The organism is Amycolatopsis sp. PSD-21, assembly GCF_055561455.1.
This window is the reverse complement of record NZ_CM145712.1, coordinates 8,473,316-8,488,423: the sequence shown is the minus strand read 5'-3', so window position 1 is coordinate 8,488,423 and position 15,108 is coordinate 8,473,316. Positions and strand designations below refer to the sequence as shown.

At 70.3% G+C, this 15,108-nt stretch carries 14 protein-coding genes; 5 read left to right on the top strand and 9 right to left on the bottom strand.

What is annotated here, in order from left to right; all coding sequences use genetic code 11:
- The first annotated feature begins 141 nt into the window (after positions 1-141).
- The gene (locus ACZ1DY_RS39890) at positions 142-2,931 is read left to right on the top strand and encodes an AfsR/SARP family transcriptional regulator (RefSeq protein WP_257484001.1); all 2,790 of its coding nucleotides are present in this window, start codon (positions 142-144) and stop codon (positions 2,929-2,931) included.
- Positions 2,932-3,151: 220 nt separating this feature from the next.
- Here the strand turns inward: ACZ1DY_RS39890 and ACZ1DY_RS39885 are convergent, their stop codons facing one another.
- The 6 genes from ACZ1DY_RS39885 to ACZ1DY_RS39860 form a co-directional block, all read right to left on the bottom strand.
- Positions 3,152-3,802 (bottom strand): DUF4190 domain-containing protein, encoded by a 651-nt coding sequence (locus ACZ1DY_RS39885; RefSeq protein ID WP_257484002.1) that lies wholly within the window; start codon positions 3,800-3,802, stop codon positions 3,152-3,154.
- A 161-nt stretch (positions 3,803-3,963) separates the two neighbouring features.
- Complete coding sequence (locus tag ACZ1DY_RS39880; protein WP_192743853.1) at positions 3,964-4,848, bottom strand: hypothetical protein; 885 nt, start codon at positions 4,846-4,848, stop codon at positions 3,964-3,966.
- Positions 4,845-5,321, bottom strand: coding sequence for a DUF6932 family protein (locus ACZ1DY_RS39875; protein ID WP_126730318.1), 477 nt, complete (start codon positions 5,319-5,321; stop codon positions 4,845-4,847). Before ACZ1DY_RS39875 ends, ACZ1DY_RS39880 begins: the two co-directional genes overlap by 4 nt.
- Before the next feature lie 91 nt (positions 5,322-5,412).
- Positions 5,413-5,844: a hypothetical protein gene (locus tag ACZ1DY_RS39870; protein WP_465482719.1), complete on the bottom strand. Its 432-nt coding sequence runs from the start codon at positions 5,842-5,844 to the stop codon at positions 5,413-5,415.
- Positions 5,845-5,851: 7 nt separating this feature from the next.
- On the bottom strand, positions 5,852-6,568 hold the full coding sequence (locus ACZ1DY_RS39865) for an OmpA family protein (RefSeq protein WP_257484004.1): 717 nt from the start codon (positions 6,566-6,568) through the stop codon (positions 5,852-5,854).
- A 238-nt stretch (positions 6,569-6,806) separates the two neighbouring features.
- Complete coding sequence (locus ACZ1DY_RS39860; protein WP_257484005.1) at positions 6,807-7,646, bottom strand: SGNH/GDSL hydrolase family protein; 840 nt, start codon at positions 7,644-7,646, stop codon at positions 6,807-6,809.
- 272 nt (positions 7,647-7,918) lie between these two features.
- Between ACZ1DY_RS39860 and ACZ1DY_RS39855 the strand changes: the two genes are divergently transcribed.
- Positions 7,919-8,602 (top strand): DUF3159 domain-containing protein, encoded by a 684-nt coding sequence (locus tag ACZ1DY_RS39855; RefSeq protein WP_126730322.1) that lies wholly within the window; start codon positions 7,919-7,921, stop codon positions 8,600-8,602.
- Between the two features lie 108 nt (positions 8,603-8,710).
- Here ACZ1DY_RS39855 and ACZ1DY_RS39850 read toward each other — a convergent pair whose 3' ends face one another.
- A complete protein-coding gene (locus ACZ1DY_RS39850) occupies positions 8,711-9,661 on the bottom strand; it encodes an N-acetylglucosamine kinase (protein ID WP_465482718.1) in 951 nt (316 codons plus the stop codon).
- Positions 9,658-10,701 (bottom strand): SIS domain-containing protein, encoded by a 1,044-nt coding sequence (locus ACZ1DY_RS39845; protein ID WP_192743849.1) that lies wholly within the window; start codon positions 10,699-10,701, stop codon positions 9,658-9,660. Before ACZ1DY_RS39845 ends, ACZ1DY_RS39850 begins: the two co-directional genes overlap by 4 nt.
- A gap of 140 nt (positions 10,702-10,841) precedes the next feature.
- Between ACZ1DY_RS39845 and ACZ1DY_RS39840 the strand changes: the two genes are divergently transcribed.
- Positions 10,842-11,597, top strand: a complete 756-nt coding sequence (locus tag ACZ1DY_RS39840) for a GntR family transcriptional regulator (RefSeq protein ID WP_465482717.1) — start codon at positions 10,842-10,844, stop codon at positions 11,595-11,597.
- A 91-nt stretch (positions 11,598-11,688) separates the two neighbouring features.
- On the top strand, positions 11,689-13,206 hold the full coding sequence (locus tag ACZ1DY_RS39835; protein WP_465482716.1) for an MFS transporter: 1,518 nt from the start codon (positions 11,689-11,691) through the stop codon (positions 13,204-13,206).
- Between the two features lie 79 nt (positions 13,207-13,285).
- Here ACZ1DY_RS39835 and ACZ1DY_RS39830 read toward each other — a convergent pair whose 3' ends face one another.
- Complete coding sequence (locus ACZ1DY_RS39830; protein ID WP_257484008.1) at positions 13,286-14,224, bottom strand: threonine ammonia-lyase; 939 nt, start codon at positions 14,222-14,224, stop codon at positions 13,286-13,288.
- Between the two features lie 149 nt (positions 14,225-14,373).
- Between ACZ1DY_RS39830 and ACZ1DY_RS39825 the strand changes: the two genes are divergently transcribed.
- The gene (locus ACZ1DY_RS39825) at positions 14,374-15,078 is read left to right on the top strand and encodes a hypothetical protein (RefSeq protein ID WP_465482715.1); all 705 of its coding nucleotides are present in this window, start codon (positions 14,374-14,376) and stop codon (positions 15,076-15,078) included.
- Positions 15,079-15,108: the final 30 nt, after the last annotated feature.

Sequence of the window (15,108 nt, the reverse complement as noted above, 5' to 3'; positions counted from 1 at the left end):
TCTGGTCGTGAAGGCCTCCTTCTCTCCCCTGAAAGTAGGGAAGGAGGCCTTCACGGCCTCGAGTGTCCTGGTTGGCGGGCTCTCCGCGCGGTAGGTTGGCTGTTCCGGTAAGGGGAGAGATCGGAGGGAGGGGGGCTTGTCATGGCCGAAAGCGGTTCCCCTGCCCGCTTCCAGCTCCTCGGTCCCGTGCGCCTCCTCGACGGCGATCGGCCGGTCCCCGTCGGCGGTCCCGGCGTCCGCGGCCTGCTCGCGCTGCTGGCGCTGAAGGTCAACAAGGTCGTCGCGCTCGACGAGATCATCGACGCGCTGTGGGGGCACGACCCGCCGGCCACGGCCCGCACGATCGTCCACGGCAACGTCTCGCATCTGCGCCGCGTGCTCCGGGGCATCCAGGGCGACCACCCGGACGGCGCCCGGATCCTGACCGCGCCGCCCGGCTATCAGCTGACCGTGGATCCCGAGCGGATCGACGTCCATCGCGCCCGATCCCTGCTGGAGCGGGCATCGGCGGAAGAGCCGGAGAAGGCTTCCGCGCTGCTCACCGAGGCCCTCGCGCTCTGGCAGGGGCCCGCGCTCGCCGGTGTGCCGGGGTCGGTCCGTGCGCCCGAACTGGAGGATCTGCGGCTCGCCGTCCACGGCGCCAGGGTCGACGCGGACCTCGAACTGGGCAGGCACGCGGAACTCATCGTCGAGCTCAGCCCGCTCGTCCGGGCGAATCCGCTCGCCGAGCGCACGGCCGGTCAGCTGATGCGCGCGCTCTACCACGCCGGCCGCCGCGGAGACGCGCTCGAGCTCTACCGCACGGTGTCCCGGGCGACCCTGCGCACCCTCGGCGTCGAACCCGGCGCGGACCTGCGCTGGCTGCACGAACGCGTCCTCAACGACGACCTGCCGGTCAAGGTCGTCGCGGAACCGAAGGCCGAGGCGGCGCCCGTCCAGCAGCTGCCGCCCGCGGTGCCGAACCTCGCCGGGCGCGAGGCCGACCTGGCCTGGCTCGACGAACTCGCCGAACGCGCCGAAGCGGGCGAGACCGCGGTCGGCGTGGTCACCGGGACGGCCGGGATCGGTAAGAGCAGCCTGGTGGTGTGGTGGGCGCATCGTGCCGGCCGACGCTTCCCCGACGGCATCCTTTTCGCCTCGCTGCGGGGTTTCGACCCGCATCATCCGCCGCTGGAGCCCGCCGACCTGCTCACCCAGTTCCTGCTCGGGCTCGGCGTCCCGGCGGAGGGCGTCCCGGAACAGGTCCACGAACGCGTCGCCCTCTACCGCTCGATGATCGCCGGGCGCCGGATGCTGGTCATCCTCGACAACGCCCGGAGCGCCGAGCAGGTCCGGCCGTTGCTGCCGCCCGGGTCGCGGTCGATGACGCTGGTGACCAGCCGTTCCCGCCTCGACGGGCTCGCCGTGTCCAACGCGGCCAAACTGCGAGTGCTCGGCACCCTCGCGCCCGGCGACGCCGTCCGGCTGATCGAGGAACTCGCCGGGCCCGCCGGTTTCGACCTCAACCACGCGCTCGCCCGGCTCTGCGGTTATCTCCCGCTGGCGCTGCGGATCGCGGGTGCCCGGCTCGCCGCGAGCGCGCAGTGGACCGCGCAGGATCTGGTCGACGAACTCGGCAACGAACGGACGAGGCTCGCCGCGCTCGACGTCGAGGGCCCGGACGACGGTGTCCGCGCGGCGTTCGACGTCTCGTTCCGGGGGTTGCCGCCCGAGGTCGCGGACACGTTCCTGCGGCTCGGCGTGGTCCAGTGCGTTTCGGCCGGTTCGCATCTGACGGCGGCGATCGGCGGGATCACCGTCGCCGAGGCGCGGCGGCATCTGCGGGTGCTCGCCGCGCACAACCTGCTCGCCGAAACCGGCCGCGATTCCTTCGTCCCGCACGATCTCGTCCGCCTGTTCCTCCGCGAGCTGGCGGAGAACGAACTCGACGAAGCCGACCGCGAAGACGTCCTGTCGCGTTCGGTGCGGTTCTATCAGGCCGTCGCCGACCGGGCCCGGCGGAAGATGCTGCGGATCGTCGACCCGCTCGACTTCACCGGGGAGCTGACCGACGCGCAGACGCCGCCGATCGGTTCCTTCGACGAGGCGCAGGACTGGTTCACCGCGGAATGGGAGAACCTGATCGAGGTTCTCGAAGCCGCCCGCGCCGCCGGACGCCACGACGACGTCTGGCGGCTGGCCAGGGTCGCCCACACCTATCGCGCGGTGTACCCGTTGCTGGACGAGTGGACGCGGCTGGTCGAGATCGGGCTGGAGGCCGCCGAGCGATCCGGCGACGTCCTCGGCCGGTGCTGGATGCTGATCTCCCGCTGCGCCATCGCCCTCACCTTCGAGCTGCCGCAGGGCTGCCTCGCCGACGCCGAACGCGCTCTGGAACTCGCGACCGCGATCGGCGACGACCGGCTGACGATCTCCGCGAACATCCACCTCGGCTCCGCGCTCACCTTGCTGGGGCGGCACGACGAGGCGATCAGGACACTGCGGCGCGTGGTCGAGGAGACCGAGCGGACCGGCGATCTCGAATTGCGCGGGCAGGCACTCAACAACTGCGCTGAGGCCGAAAAGCGGGCGGGACGGTTCATCGAGGCGATCGGGCATCAGGTCGCCTCGCTGGAGATCGACCGCACGCTCGGGGACGAGAGCTACGTCGTCGTCTCGCTGAACAACCTGGCCGAATTGAGCCTGCGGATCGGCGAGCTCGCCGCGGCCGAGCGGTACGTGTGGGAAGCGGTGGACCTGACGATCAGCAGACGGTTCGTCCTGCAGGAGGGCGTCCTGCGGCTGACGCTGGGCAGGGTGCTGCGGGCCGGGTCGGATGTGGACGGTGCCCGCGAGCAATTCGCGCTCGCGCTGAAGATCCTCGCGGATGCCAATCCCAAGCTCGCCGCGCTGGTCCGTGCGGAACTCACGGACCTCGGCGAAAGTCCGTGAGTGATCCTTAGCGGATTCTTAGTGGCCTCGCCGCGCACGCGCGTAGGGTCCGGTTCAGTGTCGATCGAGCCCTAGGGGAGGGGCACGCGGTAGTGATCGGCGCTCGGGCGGGCCCTTCGCGGGTCCCGTCCGAAGAGCCGCCAGGAGCGGCTCGTGGCGGTCCGGCCGGTGGAGGTGGGGGCGATACCGGCCGGCCGCCAGGCGGCACCCCCGCAGAGGATCAGCCGGTGCCGGCGGTGCACAGGGCGATGGTCTGGCCCTTGTTCTCCGCCACCTTCTTGCCGTTCACCAGGATCGTGCAGGCGATCTGGTTGCTGACCGTCGAGTTCCGGGTGTCCGCGGTGACGGTGAGCAGGTAGTCGCCCGAGTTGAAGGACGCCGTGCCGCGCCATTCGTCGGTGCTGGCCGGGGTCGTCTCGGTCCGCTGGTCGTTGAGCGAGCCGTACCGGATGGTCGCGCCGCCGGAAGCGCTGACGACGAACTCGACGGTGTTCTTGTCCCCGGCGACCGCCGGGACGTGCAGCCCCGACTCGCCGGTCGCGAAGAAACTGGTGTAGACCAGTAACCCGCCCGCGGCCAGCAGTCCGGTGATCGAAAGCGCGAGCCCCGCGATCCCCATTCCCTTCTTGTCCGCTTCACCCTTCTTGATTTTGGTCAAACCGATCACGGAAAGAATCACTCCGATCACGGCGAGCGGCCAGGCGGCGATCCCGGCGACCGGGACGAAGGCGACCCCGAGCGCCGCCAAGCCGACCAGGAAACCCGCGATGACCACGCCGTTCTTGGGTTTGCGGTGCCGGGTTCCGTGCGCGGCGAACCCAGGGCCGTAGCGGGTGGCAGGCGGGTGCGGGAGAGGTGGATCGGTCGGCATACATGCCCTTTCGGAGGCTTCCGTCCGAAGACGTTAACCCATCGTTCGGGGCAATGGCCGAAATTGTTACCTGCCGGAAAAAGTCATCATTCAACGATGATCAAGCGGTCACCGACATTTTCTGACGAGAATTGTGGCATCGCCGAATGTCGGAAACCCGATCACTGATCGAACAGGCTGACTTCCGGGGTGATCTCCAGCAGTTCGTGCACCGGGCGGCCGCGGCGGCCGTCGATGGTCGTGGTGCGCACGACGCGCAGCCGCGCGGTCACCGGCCGGTCCAGGTTCTCCTTGATCTCGTCGAGCAGATCCGGCGCGACCGCGCCCTGGATCGTGCCGCCCGACTCGCGTTCGAGATAGAAGATCCGGCGCCGCGTGCGGACGCCGTCCAGCCTGCCGCTGACCGTCTCGTAGCCGACCGCTTCCCGCGACTCGCGCAGGCTCCCGGACAGGATCCTCGCCTGCTCGGTGGTCATGCTGCGGGTCAGTTCGTCGCCGGACGTCGGGGTCAGCGCCATGCCGATCCCGGCGTGCTTGCTGACCGCGTTGACGATGTCGCTGACCGCGTTGCGGACGGTGTCACGCTGCAGCAGCACCGCGTCCAGCGCGCCGTCGTCGGAACCGTTGGCGGGCAGGAAGTCGCACAGCTCCTTGACCGCGCGTTCGGACAGCGACTCGATCCCGTCGTGGATGAGCGCGTCGTCGAGCGCCGGTTCCGGGAAGCCGAAGAAGATCGCGTTGCCCGCCTGCCCGCGCTGGATCAGCGGGGCCTTCTCGCGGTCCGCGGGCTGGACGAAGGTCACCTCGCCCGACGGATTCCGGATGATGTGCCCGATCTTCGCCGTCGCGTCCTGCAGCGCGCGGCTGATGTCGGAGAAGGTGTACGCGTCCAGATGCGACTCGCCGAGCACGGAGACGCGAAGCAGCGGCGAACGCGACGTCCGCTCGAACTTGGCGTACGCGGCCATCGCCGACGCGCGGGCGAGGTCGTCTAGCCAGGTGCCGCCGGGGATCTCGTCGGCGATACGCCGGAATTCGTTCCTCACCAGATCACTTCCGGAATTCCCCTGCCACCCGATGCCCACACTTCCTCCCAGATCTCCTCGTCGCCGGGGCGGCAGAGGAAACCGTCGAGCATGCCGCCGACGGGCTGGACCTGGTCCAGGTACATGGCGGGCTGGCCGACGATGACCCCGCGCAAGGTCAGCAGCCCGTACAGCGCCGAGCGGCCCGCGTCGTCGAGCCGTTTGAGCGCGCCCCATTCGTCCGGGATCAGCACCACGTCGAGCCCGCGCGGCGCGTGCGGGGTCCTGGCGGTCAGATCCCCGCCGATCCACGCGCGGCCGGTGGGCATGATCCGCCGGGCGACGCCGAGGTAACTGTTCAGCGCGCTGAACAGGATTTCACGGTCGTTCTGGTGCGGCGCGTCGAAGACCAGCCGCTCGTAGACGTCGGCCAGATCGGCGGGATGGCGGCCAGGAGGCAGCAGGTTGTGCGGCGTCCAATAGGGGAGCGCCAATCGGAGCCTCCTTCGTGTGCCGGAGCTCCCGATCGAAGAAACGTACCCGGCGTCCCGCTCACAGTGCGTAGCCGAATTTACCAGGCGAGTGTCAGCCGCCCTGCCCCGGCCGGTGCCCGGCGGGTGGCCAGTCCTCGTCGCTCGGCCAGACGGGTTCGGGTTCGTGGCCGCCCTCGCCGTTGCGGGCGGCCGCTTCCGGCGCCCCCGGCTGGTAGGCCCGCACCGCTTCCGGCGCCAGCTGGCCCTCGCGGTGGCCTTCGGCCTCCTGGTCGTACGGCTCGTCGTCGTCCTGCACCCGCGCGGGCGGCAGGAACTGCGTCCGTTCGGTGGACAGCAGTTCGGGCACGGGTTCGGGATCCGGGTCGTGCTGGACCGGGACCGCGGCGCGCGCCGGCTCGTGGACCGCCGGTTCCGCGGCGGGACGCTCACGTCGTTCGCCGCGCATCAGCAGCCAGGTGACACCGCAGCCGAGGGCGAACGAGATGAGCAGCCACAGCCAGATCTGCCCGAAGAGCCAGAGCATCAGGCCATCACCTCTGTTCCGCCGTGATGTCGACGCGGCGGCCCTCGCCGCTCGCGCCGTCGGAGTTCCTGCGCTGGGTGGAGTACGCCTGGTCGCGTTTGACCCCGTTGCGCTCCAGCAACCGCTCGACCGTCAGTGCCCGGTTCAGCGCGAGCTTGCGGTCCGAACCGGTCGCGACCGACCCGGTGATCCGGAACCGCAGTTCGCGAGGCGCGTCGGTGAGCAGCTTCGCGACCTCCAGCGCACCGCGTTCGCCGTCCGCGGTGAGGTCGGTGGTGTCCGGTTCGAACGTGATCGGCGTGGCCGCCAGCAGCCGGTCGAGCTCGGCCTGGAAGCCCGCCTTGTCCGTCGGCTTGGCCGGCGTCGGCGCGGGACTCGGCGGCGGGCTGGGCGCGGGCTGGCTCGGCGGCTCGCCGCTGGTCGTCACCGGGCCCGCGGGCGGGGCGGTGTCGCCGGAGATCTCGACCGTCCGGACCCCGTCGATCCGCTGGATGGCGTCCATCGCCTGCGCGGCCTTGTCCGGCGGGAAGCCGGTGAGGTTCGCGTCGCGGCCGGAGAAGCTCACCTGGCCGCCGGAGACGCCGACGTCGGCGAGCGCGTTCTTCGCGCGCGCGGTCAGCTCGGCCTCGATGTCGTCCGAGGCCGACCAGACGGTGATCGCCGTCAAGGCGAGCGTGACCAGCAGCGCTGTAGGCAGCAAGCGGCTCCAGCGTGTACCGGGCATGAAGGGACTGTAAGCCGCGTACGTCCGGTTAGCGAACCGGCTTTCCCCCTGCCCGGCGCTCTCCGCGAAGTGCCGCGTACCTGGTCTGGCCTGCGACGTCGACCGCGGCCCGGACCTCGCCTCGGCCCGGACGGGGTCGGCACATGACCCTTCTGGGTGACATCGATCGATGGCCCTGATGCGCGTGAAGGCCCCCTTCCCTCGGCTCAGCCGAGGGAAGGGGGCCTTCACGCGCGGTTCAGCTCGCGTGGTGGTGGATCTCCCGCAGCTCCTTGGCCGGGAGGGTGACGCCCGTCGTCTCGATCTGCTCCAGCGGGAGCAGCGGCGCGAGCTCGGGGCGCTTCGGGGACAGGCCGTCGCCCATGGACTCGCCCTTGAGCTGACGGCGGATCCACGGCAGCAGATGCGCCTTCGTCCACTCGAGGTCCGAGCGGCGCGACGTGATCCAGGTGCTCGGCTCCTCGGACGCCGGCCACGGCTCGCGCCAGTCGTCGGCGACCGGGACGCCGAGGACCTCGGCCGCGCGCAGCGCGATCCGCCGGTGGGCCTCGGGGGTGAAGTGCAGCCGGTCGTCGCTCCAGGCGCGGCGGTCGTGCAGCGGGGCCATCGCCCACATGTCGACCATCTTGGCGCCGTGCCGGTCGGCGATCGCCCACAGATGCGCGTTGTAGATGCCGACCTTCCCCCGCAGGACGTGCATCACGGACAGGTACTTGGTGTCCGGCCCGTTGAAGATGAGCACCGGGATCCCGGCCTCGCGCAGCTTGGCGACCCCCGCCTCCAGCCGCGCGGCGACGGCGTCCACGTCCGCGCCGGGCACGATGATGTCGTTGCCGCCCGCGCACAGGGTGACCAGGTCGGGCTTCACCGCGAGGGCGATCGGGAGCTGCTCTTCGAGGATCTCGTCGAGCATCTTCCCGCGGAGGGCGAGGTTCGCGTACTGGAAGTCGGGCCTGCCTTCGGCGAGGATCTCCGCCAGCCTGTCCGCCCAGCCCCTGAAGCTGCCGTCGGGCAAGCTGTCGTTGAGTCCTTCGGTGAAGCTGTCACCGATCGCCACGTAGCTGTCGAATCCGTACACGTTGGGTCCCCTTCCGTCCGTGTGCCCCCGGTGGTACTTGTACACCACAACTAACAGCTGAGAGCGCCCCTGCAATCCCACCCGGCCGAAACCCGTGGTTCAGCCCGTTGACACAGTCTCTTATTTTGTCGGACGTCCATGCATCTCCATTACCGGGATGTACACTCCTGGGCTGCGTAGATTCCCCTCAAGTGGACGTAAACCGGACACCTCGTGTGGCGAACGTCTCCCCGCCCGGGTGTTCCGGCTCATAGATCCGGCAGGCTGTAAGGGTGACCTCACGACCCTCGCGCGAGTCGCTCGCCCAGATCCTCGGCGGGCGGCGAGGCGCCATCGACGCGAGTATCCCGCCCGCGGCCTTCGTCCTCGGCTGGCTGATCGCCGGCCGGTCGATCGCCTGGGGCGCCGGGGTGGCCATCGGGGTGGCGGTGCTGCTCGGCGGGTACCGGGTCGCGCGCGGCGACAAGGCCCGCGCGGTCGTGGTGAGCCTCGCCGCGGTGATCGCCGCCGCGCTGATCGCCCTGCACACCGGCCGCGCCGAAGACTTCTTCCTCATCCAGCTGCTGTCCAATGTGGCCAGCGCGCTGCTGTGGGCGGCCAGCATCGTGGTCCGGTGGCCGTTGCTCGGCGTCGTGGTGGGGCTCGTCATCGGGCAGAAGACCCGGTGGCGCCGTGATCCCGCGCTGCTGCGCGCGTATTCGCGGGCGAGCTGGGTGTGGGTCTTCCTCCAGTACACGCTGCGGGTCGCCGTGTACGGCTCGCTGTGGTGGAGCGGGCAGGTGGTCGCGCTCGGCATCGCGCGGACGGTGCTGTCCTGGCCGCTGGTCGCGGTGACGGTCGCCGTGAGCGGCTGGGTGCTGTACCGCACGCTGCCACCGGAACATCCCGGCCTGCGGGTGGTGGAGGAGAACGGGGATCCCTCGGATTCCGCGCCCGATGGGCTGCCAAGGACATAAGGCGGCCCCCGGCGAGGGGGGAGGGTCCGGGGGCCGGGTCCTACGGTACCCGGAGTTCGGCCCCGGAGTCGATGGTTTGGTCTTTTCGGGCTCGGTCCGGGTGTTTTTTCAGGATGACACCGGCCGCGGGGCGCTCTCCCCGTAGGCGTCGACGGCGGCCAGCCAGGCGGCGCCGAGCACCCCGTCGGTGCTGGTCAGGACCTCGATACCGGCGAGCGCGGCACGGACCTTCGCCCCCACCGGCCCCTCCGGCGACAGCACGCCGCCCACGAGGACGACCGGCGTGTCCTCGCCGGGGTCACGGGCGGCCATGACGTTCGTCACCAGCAGGGCGGCCGCGCGGGTGGCGATCTCGTCCGCCGCCGGATCGCCTTCGCGGTAGGCGTCGCTGACGAACGGGGCGAACCTGGCGAGCCGGATCGGGGCTTCGGCGTTGGCGCTCGTGATGAGTGCGCGCCAGAGCGGTGCCCGGTCGCTCGCCGGGTCCACTGCGGACGGTCCGAGCGCTTCGGCGAGCACGGCGCGCGCGAGCGGACCGGGTTCGCCGCCGCGGCCGAGAACATCCAAAGTGGAGCGAACGGCTTCGCGACCGAGCCAGTAGGCTGAACCTTCGTCGCCGAGCAGCCAGCCGTAACCGCCGGCCGTGGACACCATCCGCCTGCCGCGGATCCGCCCCGCGATCGACCCGGTGCCCGCCACGAGCACCGAACCGTCCGGCGCGGAAGTCGCCGACGCGTAGGCGACTTCGGGGTCGGGGACCGTCCGCACCGGACTGATCCCCACGTCCTTCCACGCGGCTTCGAAGATCTCCGCGATCGCCGGATCGCTCAGCTTGCTGACGCCGGCCATGCCGACGACGCACGCCGCCGTCGCGGCCGGATCCAGCCCGCCGAGCGCGCCGGTGATCGCGCTCGCGATCCGCGCGGCGGCTTCCGACGGCGGATGGGAATTGGGATTCGCCCCGCCCGCGCGGCCCGTGCCGAGGACGGCGCCGGAGGCGTCGACGGCGATCGCTCGCGTCGACGTGCCTCCGGCGTCCACACCGATGACGTGGGTCACCGGGTCTTGGTCACCTTGAGCAGCCCGCGCGGGCTGTCCGGGTCACCGCCGCGCGCCAGCGAGAGACCGAGCGCGATCCGCTGGATCGGCAGGATCTCCAGGATCGGGGCGACCTCTTCGGCGGACGGCGCGACACCGATCCGCAACGCCGCGGGGACGTCGGCCGAAGCGGAGCCGACCGCGAGCACGTCCGCGCCGCGTTTGCCGACGGCCTCCAGGACCTCCTGCATCGCGCCCACACCGTGTCCCTGGCTCGTCACGGCGAGCACGGCGGTCTCACCGTCGACCGCGGCGACCGGACCGTGCAACAGGTCCGCGCCGCTGTACGCGCGGGCGGCGAGATAGCTGGTTTCGGCCAGCTTCAAGGAACCTTCCAGCGCCGTGGCGTACGAGTAACCGCGGCCCGTGGTGAGCACCCGGTCGACGAAGCGGTAGCGGTCCACCGCGCGCTGGACGCCTTCTTCGGAGCCGTCGAGGGTCTGCTGTGCGAGCTCGCCCAGTTTCTCCGCGTCCTCGCCCTTGCCACCGCGGACCGCGTCGATCAGAAGGTAAAGCGAAAGCAAGGTGGCCGAGTAGGTCTTGGTGGCGGCCACGGCCTTTTCCAGTCCCGCGCCGATGTCGACACCGAGTTCGGCGGCGGCGCGAAGCGGCGACTCCGGGGTGTTGGTGACCGAAACGGTCAGCGCTCCCTGGCGACGCGCGGTTTCGGTGACCTCGATGAGATCCGGGGAACCACCGCTTTGGCTTACTGTGATGAAGAGAACGTCCCGCAGATCGGGACGGGCGCCGTACAGAGTCGCGGTGGACGGTGAGACGAGACCGCAGGGGAGACCGAGGAGTACTTCGATCAGGTACTTCGCATACAGGGCGGCGTGGTCGCTGGAGCCCCGGGCGGCGAGGAGTGCGAACCTGGGCGGGCGCTTGGAGATGGCTTCGGCCACCTCGGCGATTTCGGCCTGTCGCTCCACGATTCCTGCCAGAATGGCGGGTTGCTGGGAGATCTCCGCGGCCATGTGCTCGCCGGGGCGCTGTTCGGTCATCTCGTTCCCTTCCACCGGGACGTACTTCGTCCCCCGAGTAGGTCTAGACCAATGCTAGCCCGAATGGACGTTTGTGGTGAAGGGTACGTTTCCTAGCGGGGACGGTGCGCGTTTGAGTGGGAAGGCTTAGGGAGTCGGTCATGTTGGAGACAACCACCGCGGGTGAGGCGAGCGCTACGGCAGGGATGCGCGGACAGCGCGAACCGAAGTACTGGGCGCTGAAACAGCATCTGCTCGATCTGCTCGACGCGTTGCCGCCCGGCTCGCCGATTCCGACGGAACGGGCACTGGCGGGGGAATTCACCGTTTCGCGCACCACCGTCCGGCAGGCGCTCGCCGATCTCACCGCCGAGGGCAGGCTCCACCGCGTTCAGGGCAAGGGCACCTTCGCCGCCGAGCCGAAACTCGCGCAGCGCCTGCAGTTGTCGTCCTACACCGAGGACATGCGCAAGCAGGGGCTCAAGCCGTCGTCCAAGCTGCTGGAGATCGACGAACTGCCCGTCGAGGCCGATCTGGCGAAGCTGCTCGGAATCCGCGTCGGCGCGAAGATCCTTCGCCTTCGCCGTCTCAGGCTGGCCGATTCGCAGCCGATGGCACTGGAGACCACGCATCTCCCGCTCGGTCGCTTCCGCGGTTTGCGCAAACACGTTTCCGCAGGTGGTTCGCTGTACGCCGTGCTGAGGGAGCACTACGGCGTCGAGCTGGAAAGGGCCGAGGAAACGATCGAGACCGCCCTCGCCGGACCGCACGAGGCGGAGATGCTCGGCGCCGACGTCGGAATGCCGATGTTGCTCCTTTCGAGGCATTCCTTCGCCACCGATGGAAAACCGGTCGAGTTCGCGCGTGCGATCTACCGGGGTGACCGTTACAAATTCGTCACCACGCTACTTCCCTGACGAGTCAGGTAATTCCGGGAAAGATCGCTTTCCCGGAATTCATCCCTATTTCGCGGTGGCCCGGCCCCGGCCGTCGTGATTCAGTCGTCCCATGACTGACACGGCGGCGGGGATCCGGTGGGGGACGCCGGTGGCGCGGGGCGTGCTCGCCACCACGATCGTGGGCTCGGGCATGGCGATGCTCGACGGGACGATCATCAACGTCGCGCTCCCGAGGATCGGCGACGAGCTCGACGCGTCCGTCGCGGGCCTGCAATGGATCCTCGACGGCTACCTGCTCGCGCTCGCCGCGCTGATCCTCGTCGCCGGATCGCTCGGCGACCGCTACGGCCGCCGCCGCGTGTTCATCGTCGGCGTCGTCTGGTTCGGGGTCGCCTCCGGGCTGTGCGCCGCCGCGACGACCACCGAGCTGCTCGTCGTGACCCGGATCCTCCAGGGGATCGGGGGAGCTTTGCTCACGCCCGGCTCGCTGGCGATCCTCCAGGCGTCGTTCACCCATGAGGACCGGGCCCGCGCGATCGGCGCCTGGTCCGGGCTCGGCGGTATCGCGGCGGCGATCGGCCCGCTGCTCGGCGGCGTCCTCGTGCAGGTGTGGTCATGGCGGCTGGCGTTCCTGATCAACCTGCCGCTCGCCGCGGTCTGCGTCCTGCTCGCCCGGCGCTACGTGCCCGAGTCCCGCGACGAGGAGGCGACCGGGCATCCCGACTTCCTCGCGGCCGCCGTCGGCGCGATCGGGCTGGCCGGGCTGACCGGTGCGCTGGTCGAAGCGCCCGGACGCGGTATCGGTGACGTCGTCGTCCTGATCGCCATCGTGCTCGGCGTCGCGGGGCTGGGGGCGTTCCTGGTGATGCAGCACCGCTCGGCCGACCCGCTGGTACCGCCGAAACTGTTCCGCGACCGGACGTTCAGCCTCGCCAACGCGCTGACCTTCGTCGTCTACGCGGCGCTCGGCGGCGTGATGATGCTGATGGTCATGCAGCTACAGGTGTCGCTGGGCTACTCGCCGACCGCGGCCGGGCTCGCCGGGCTGCCGATCACCGTCATCATGCTGCTGTTCTCCGGCCGGTCCGGCGCGCTCGCGCAGAAGATCGGGCCGCGTACGCAACTCGTCGCCGGCCCGATCCTGGTCGGCGTCGGCATGCTCCTGCTGATGCGGGTCGGGCCGGGGTCCTCGTATCTGGGGTCGGTGCTGCCCGCCGTCGTCGTGTTCGGTGCCGGGCTGGCGACGGTCGTCGCGCCGGTGACGGCGACTGTGCTGGCCGCCGCGCCGGACCGGTACGCCGGCGTCGCCTCCGGGGTCAACAACGCCATCGCCCGGTCGGGTGGCCTGCTCGCGATCGCCGTCCTGCCCGCCGTCGCCGGGCTGTCCGGTGCCGCCTACGCCGATCCGGTGGCACTGACCGCGGGCTGGCGGACGGCGTTGCTCGTCTGCGCGGCGCTGGCGATCGGCGGCGGGCTGATCGCGCTCGGCATCCACAACGGTGTCCTCGACACACCTTCCGACGACACCGACGACACCGCCGAGTCGCCGCACCCCGGCGAATGCCTCCACTGCGGCGTCGACTCGCCCCCGACGCACGTCCACCCCGGGCGTCACACGCGTGATTGAAGGCGTAACTCACGTGATTGGAGCCGTAACTCACGAGTTACGCCTCCAATCACGCGAGTTACGCCCCTGATCACGCGAGTTACGCCAGTAGGCCGGCCAGGGTCGCCGGGTCCAGGTTCCCGCCCGAAACGACGGAAACGACCTTGCCCGGCGGTAGCGCGTCCCGGTGGGAGAGGAACGCGGCGGTCGCGGTGGCGCCGCTCGGCTCGGCGACCAGACGGGCCCGGTGCGCCAGCGTCCGGACGGCCTCCCGGATCTCCTCCTCCGAAACGGTGATGACGTCGTCGAGCACCGCCTGGAGGTGGGCGAAGGTCAGGTCCGACGGCTGGGCGCGCAGGCCGTCGGCGCTGGTGCGCGCCCGCAGCTCCATCGGCCACTCGATCCGCCTGCCCGCGCGCAGGCCCTCGGCGGTGTCGCCCGCCAGTTCCGGCTCGACGCCGATGACCTTCGCGTCCGGCAGCAGTTCCTTGATCGCCGTGCCGACGCCCGAGGCCAGCCCGCCGCCGCTGAGCGGCACGAGTACGACGCCGGCGTCCGGCAGGTCTTCGGCGATCTCCAGGCCGACGGTGCCCTGCCCGGCGATGACGTCGCGGTGGTCGAACGGCGGGATCATGGTGAGCCCGCGTTCCTCGGCGACGGCGAGTGCGGAGGACTCCTGCGCGTCGATGGGGACCTCGATGACTTCGGCGCCGAGCGCCTTGGTGGCCTCGACCTTGGCGCGCGGGGCGACGTCCGGAATGAGGATCACCGCGGGAATCCCGAATCGCTTCGCCGAGTACGCGACCGCTTGCGCGTGGTTGCCACTGGAAAACGCGACGACGCCGCGAGCGCGCTGATCCTCGGTCAGCGCGGCGATCGCGTTGTAGGCCCCGCGCACCTTGAAAGCACCGATCGGCTGGAGGCTTTCCGGCTTGAGCCACAACGGCGCCCACCCTTGTTCCAGCAGCGGGGTGCGCACCGCGACGCCTTTGACACGGCTCGCCGCGTCGCGGATTTCCTCGATCGAGACCAGGTTCATACGTCCGATTATGTCAAGGAGTTGTGAGCCATGGACAGTCCTTTTTGGACAGAGAGGGTGGCGCTCCTCACGTGCGGACAACGCGGGGAGCATCCCGTGCGCCTTAGTCGTTAGGACCGGTGAGGACCGACTAGCAGCAGAACGGGATCATGACCAAGGAGAGCACGGAGAAAACCGAAAAGACGGAAAAGCAGGGCCGGATCATCCAGGTGACGGCGGCCGCGATGGCCGCGATCACCGCGGCGCTGCTGGGTTCCACCCTCGGCGTGGCCGGCACGGTGGCGGGCGCCGGGCTGGCGAGTGTGATCACGACGCTCGGCGGCGAGCTGTACCTGCGTTCGCTGCAGCGGACGAAGGACGCGGCGCTGAAGGCGCGAGTGGTGCTGACCGTCCCCGGGCGCCGCAAGGTGCTCGACCCGGCGGAGCAGGAGACCGTCCGCATCACCCAGGCGGAGGACGAAGAGCCGTCCGGGCGGAAGTTCAAGCCGCGCTGGGCGGTGATCGCCGGTGTCAGCGTGGTGGCGTTCGCGGTGGCGCTCGTCGCGATCACCGGTTTCGAGGGGGCGACCGGGAAGACCTTCGGCGGTGGAACCGGGACCACCATAGGGAAGATCATCGGCGGCGGTCAGGCGCAGGATCGGCAGGACAAGCACGACACCCCGCCTGCGACGACCCCGACGGAGACTCCGGGCGACCAGCCCGAGAAGACGCCGTCGACCACGCCGACCCCCTCGACGACGCCCACCACCACGACGCAGGCACCCCCGACGACGCAGTCCACGGCGCCGTCGACCTCCCAGGCGCCTTCGACGACCGCCTCGGCTCCGCCTGCCTCGAACACCCCCGTGCCCTGATCCCCTGCCCGCGTTTCGTCCTCTGGATGC

Bases quoted from the DNA above. Each gene is read 5' to 3' on its own strand.
- ACZ1DY_RS39890 (WP_257484001.1), top strand. From the start codon at position 142: ATGGCCGAAAGCGGTTCCCCTGCCCGCTTCCAGCTCCTCGGTCCCGTG.
- ACZ1DY_RS39885 (WP_257484002.1), bottom strand. From the start codon at position 3,802: ATGCCGACCGATCCACCTCTCCCGCACCCGCCTGCCACCCGCTACGGC.
- ACZ1DY_RS39870 (WP_465482719.1), bottom strand. From the start codon at position 5,844: ATGCTCTGGCTCTTCGGGCAGATCTGGCTGTGGCTGCTCATCTCGTTC.
- ACZ1DY_RS39865 (WP_257484004.1), bottom strand. From the start codon at position 6,568: ATGCCCGGTACACGCTGGAGCCGCTTGCTGCCTACAGCGCTGCTGGTC.
- ACZ1DY_RS39845 (WP_192743849.1), bottom strand. From the start codon at position 10,701: ATGACCGAACAGCGCCCCGGCGAGCACATGGCCGCGGAGATCTCCCAG.
- ACZ1DY_RS39840 (WP_465482717.1), top strand. From the start codon at position 10,842: ATGTTGGAGACAACCACCGCGGGTGAGGCGAGCGCTACGGCAGGGATG.
- ACZ1DY_RS39835 (WP_465482716.1), top strand. From the start codon at position 11,689: ATGACTGACACGGCGGCGGGGATCCGGTGGGGGACGCCGGTGGCGCGG.
- ACZ1DY_RS39830 (WP_257484008.1), bottom strand. From the start codon at position 14,224: ATGAACCTGGTCTCGATCGAGGAAATCCGCGACGCGGCGAGCCGTGTC.
- ACZ1DY_RS39825 (WP_465482715.1), top strand. From the start codon at position 14,374: ATGACCAAGGAGAGCACGGAGAAAACCGAAAAGACGGAAAAGCAGGGC.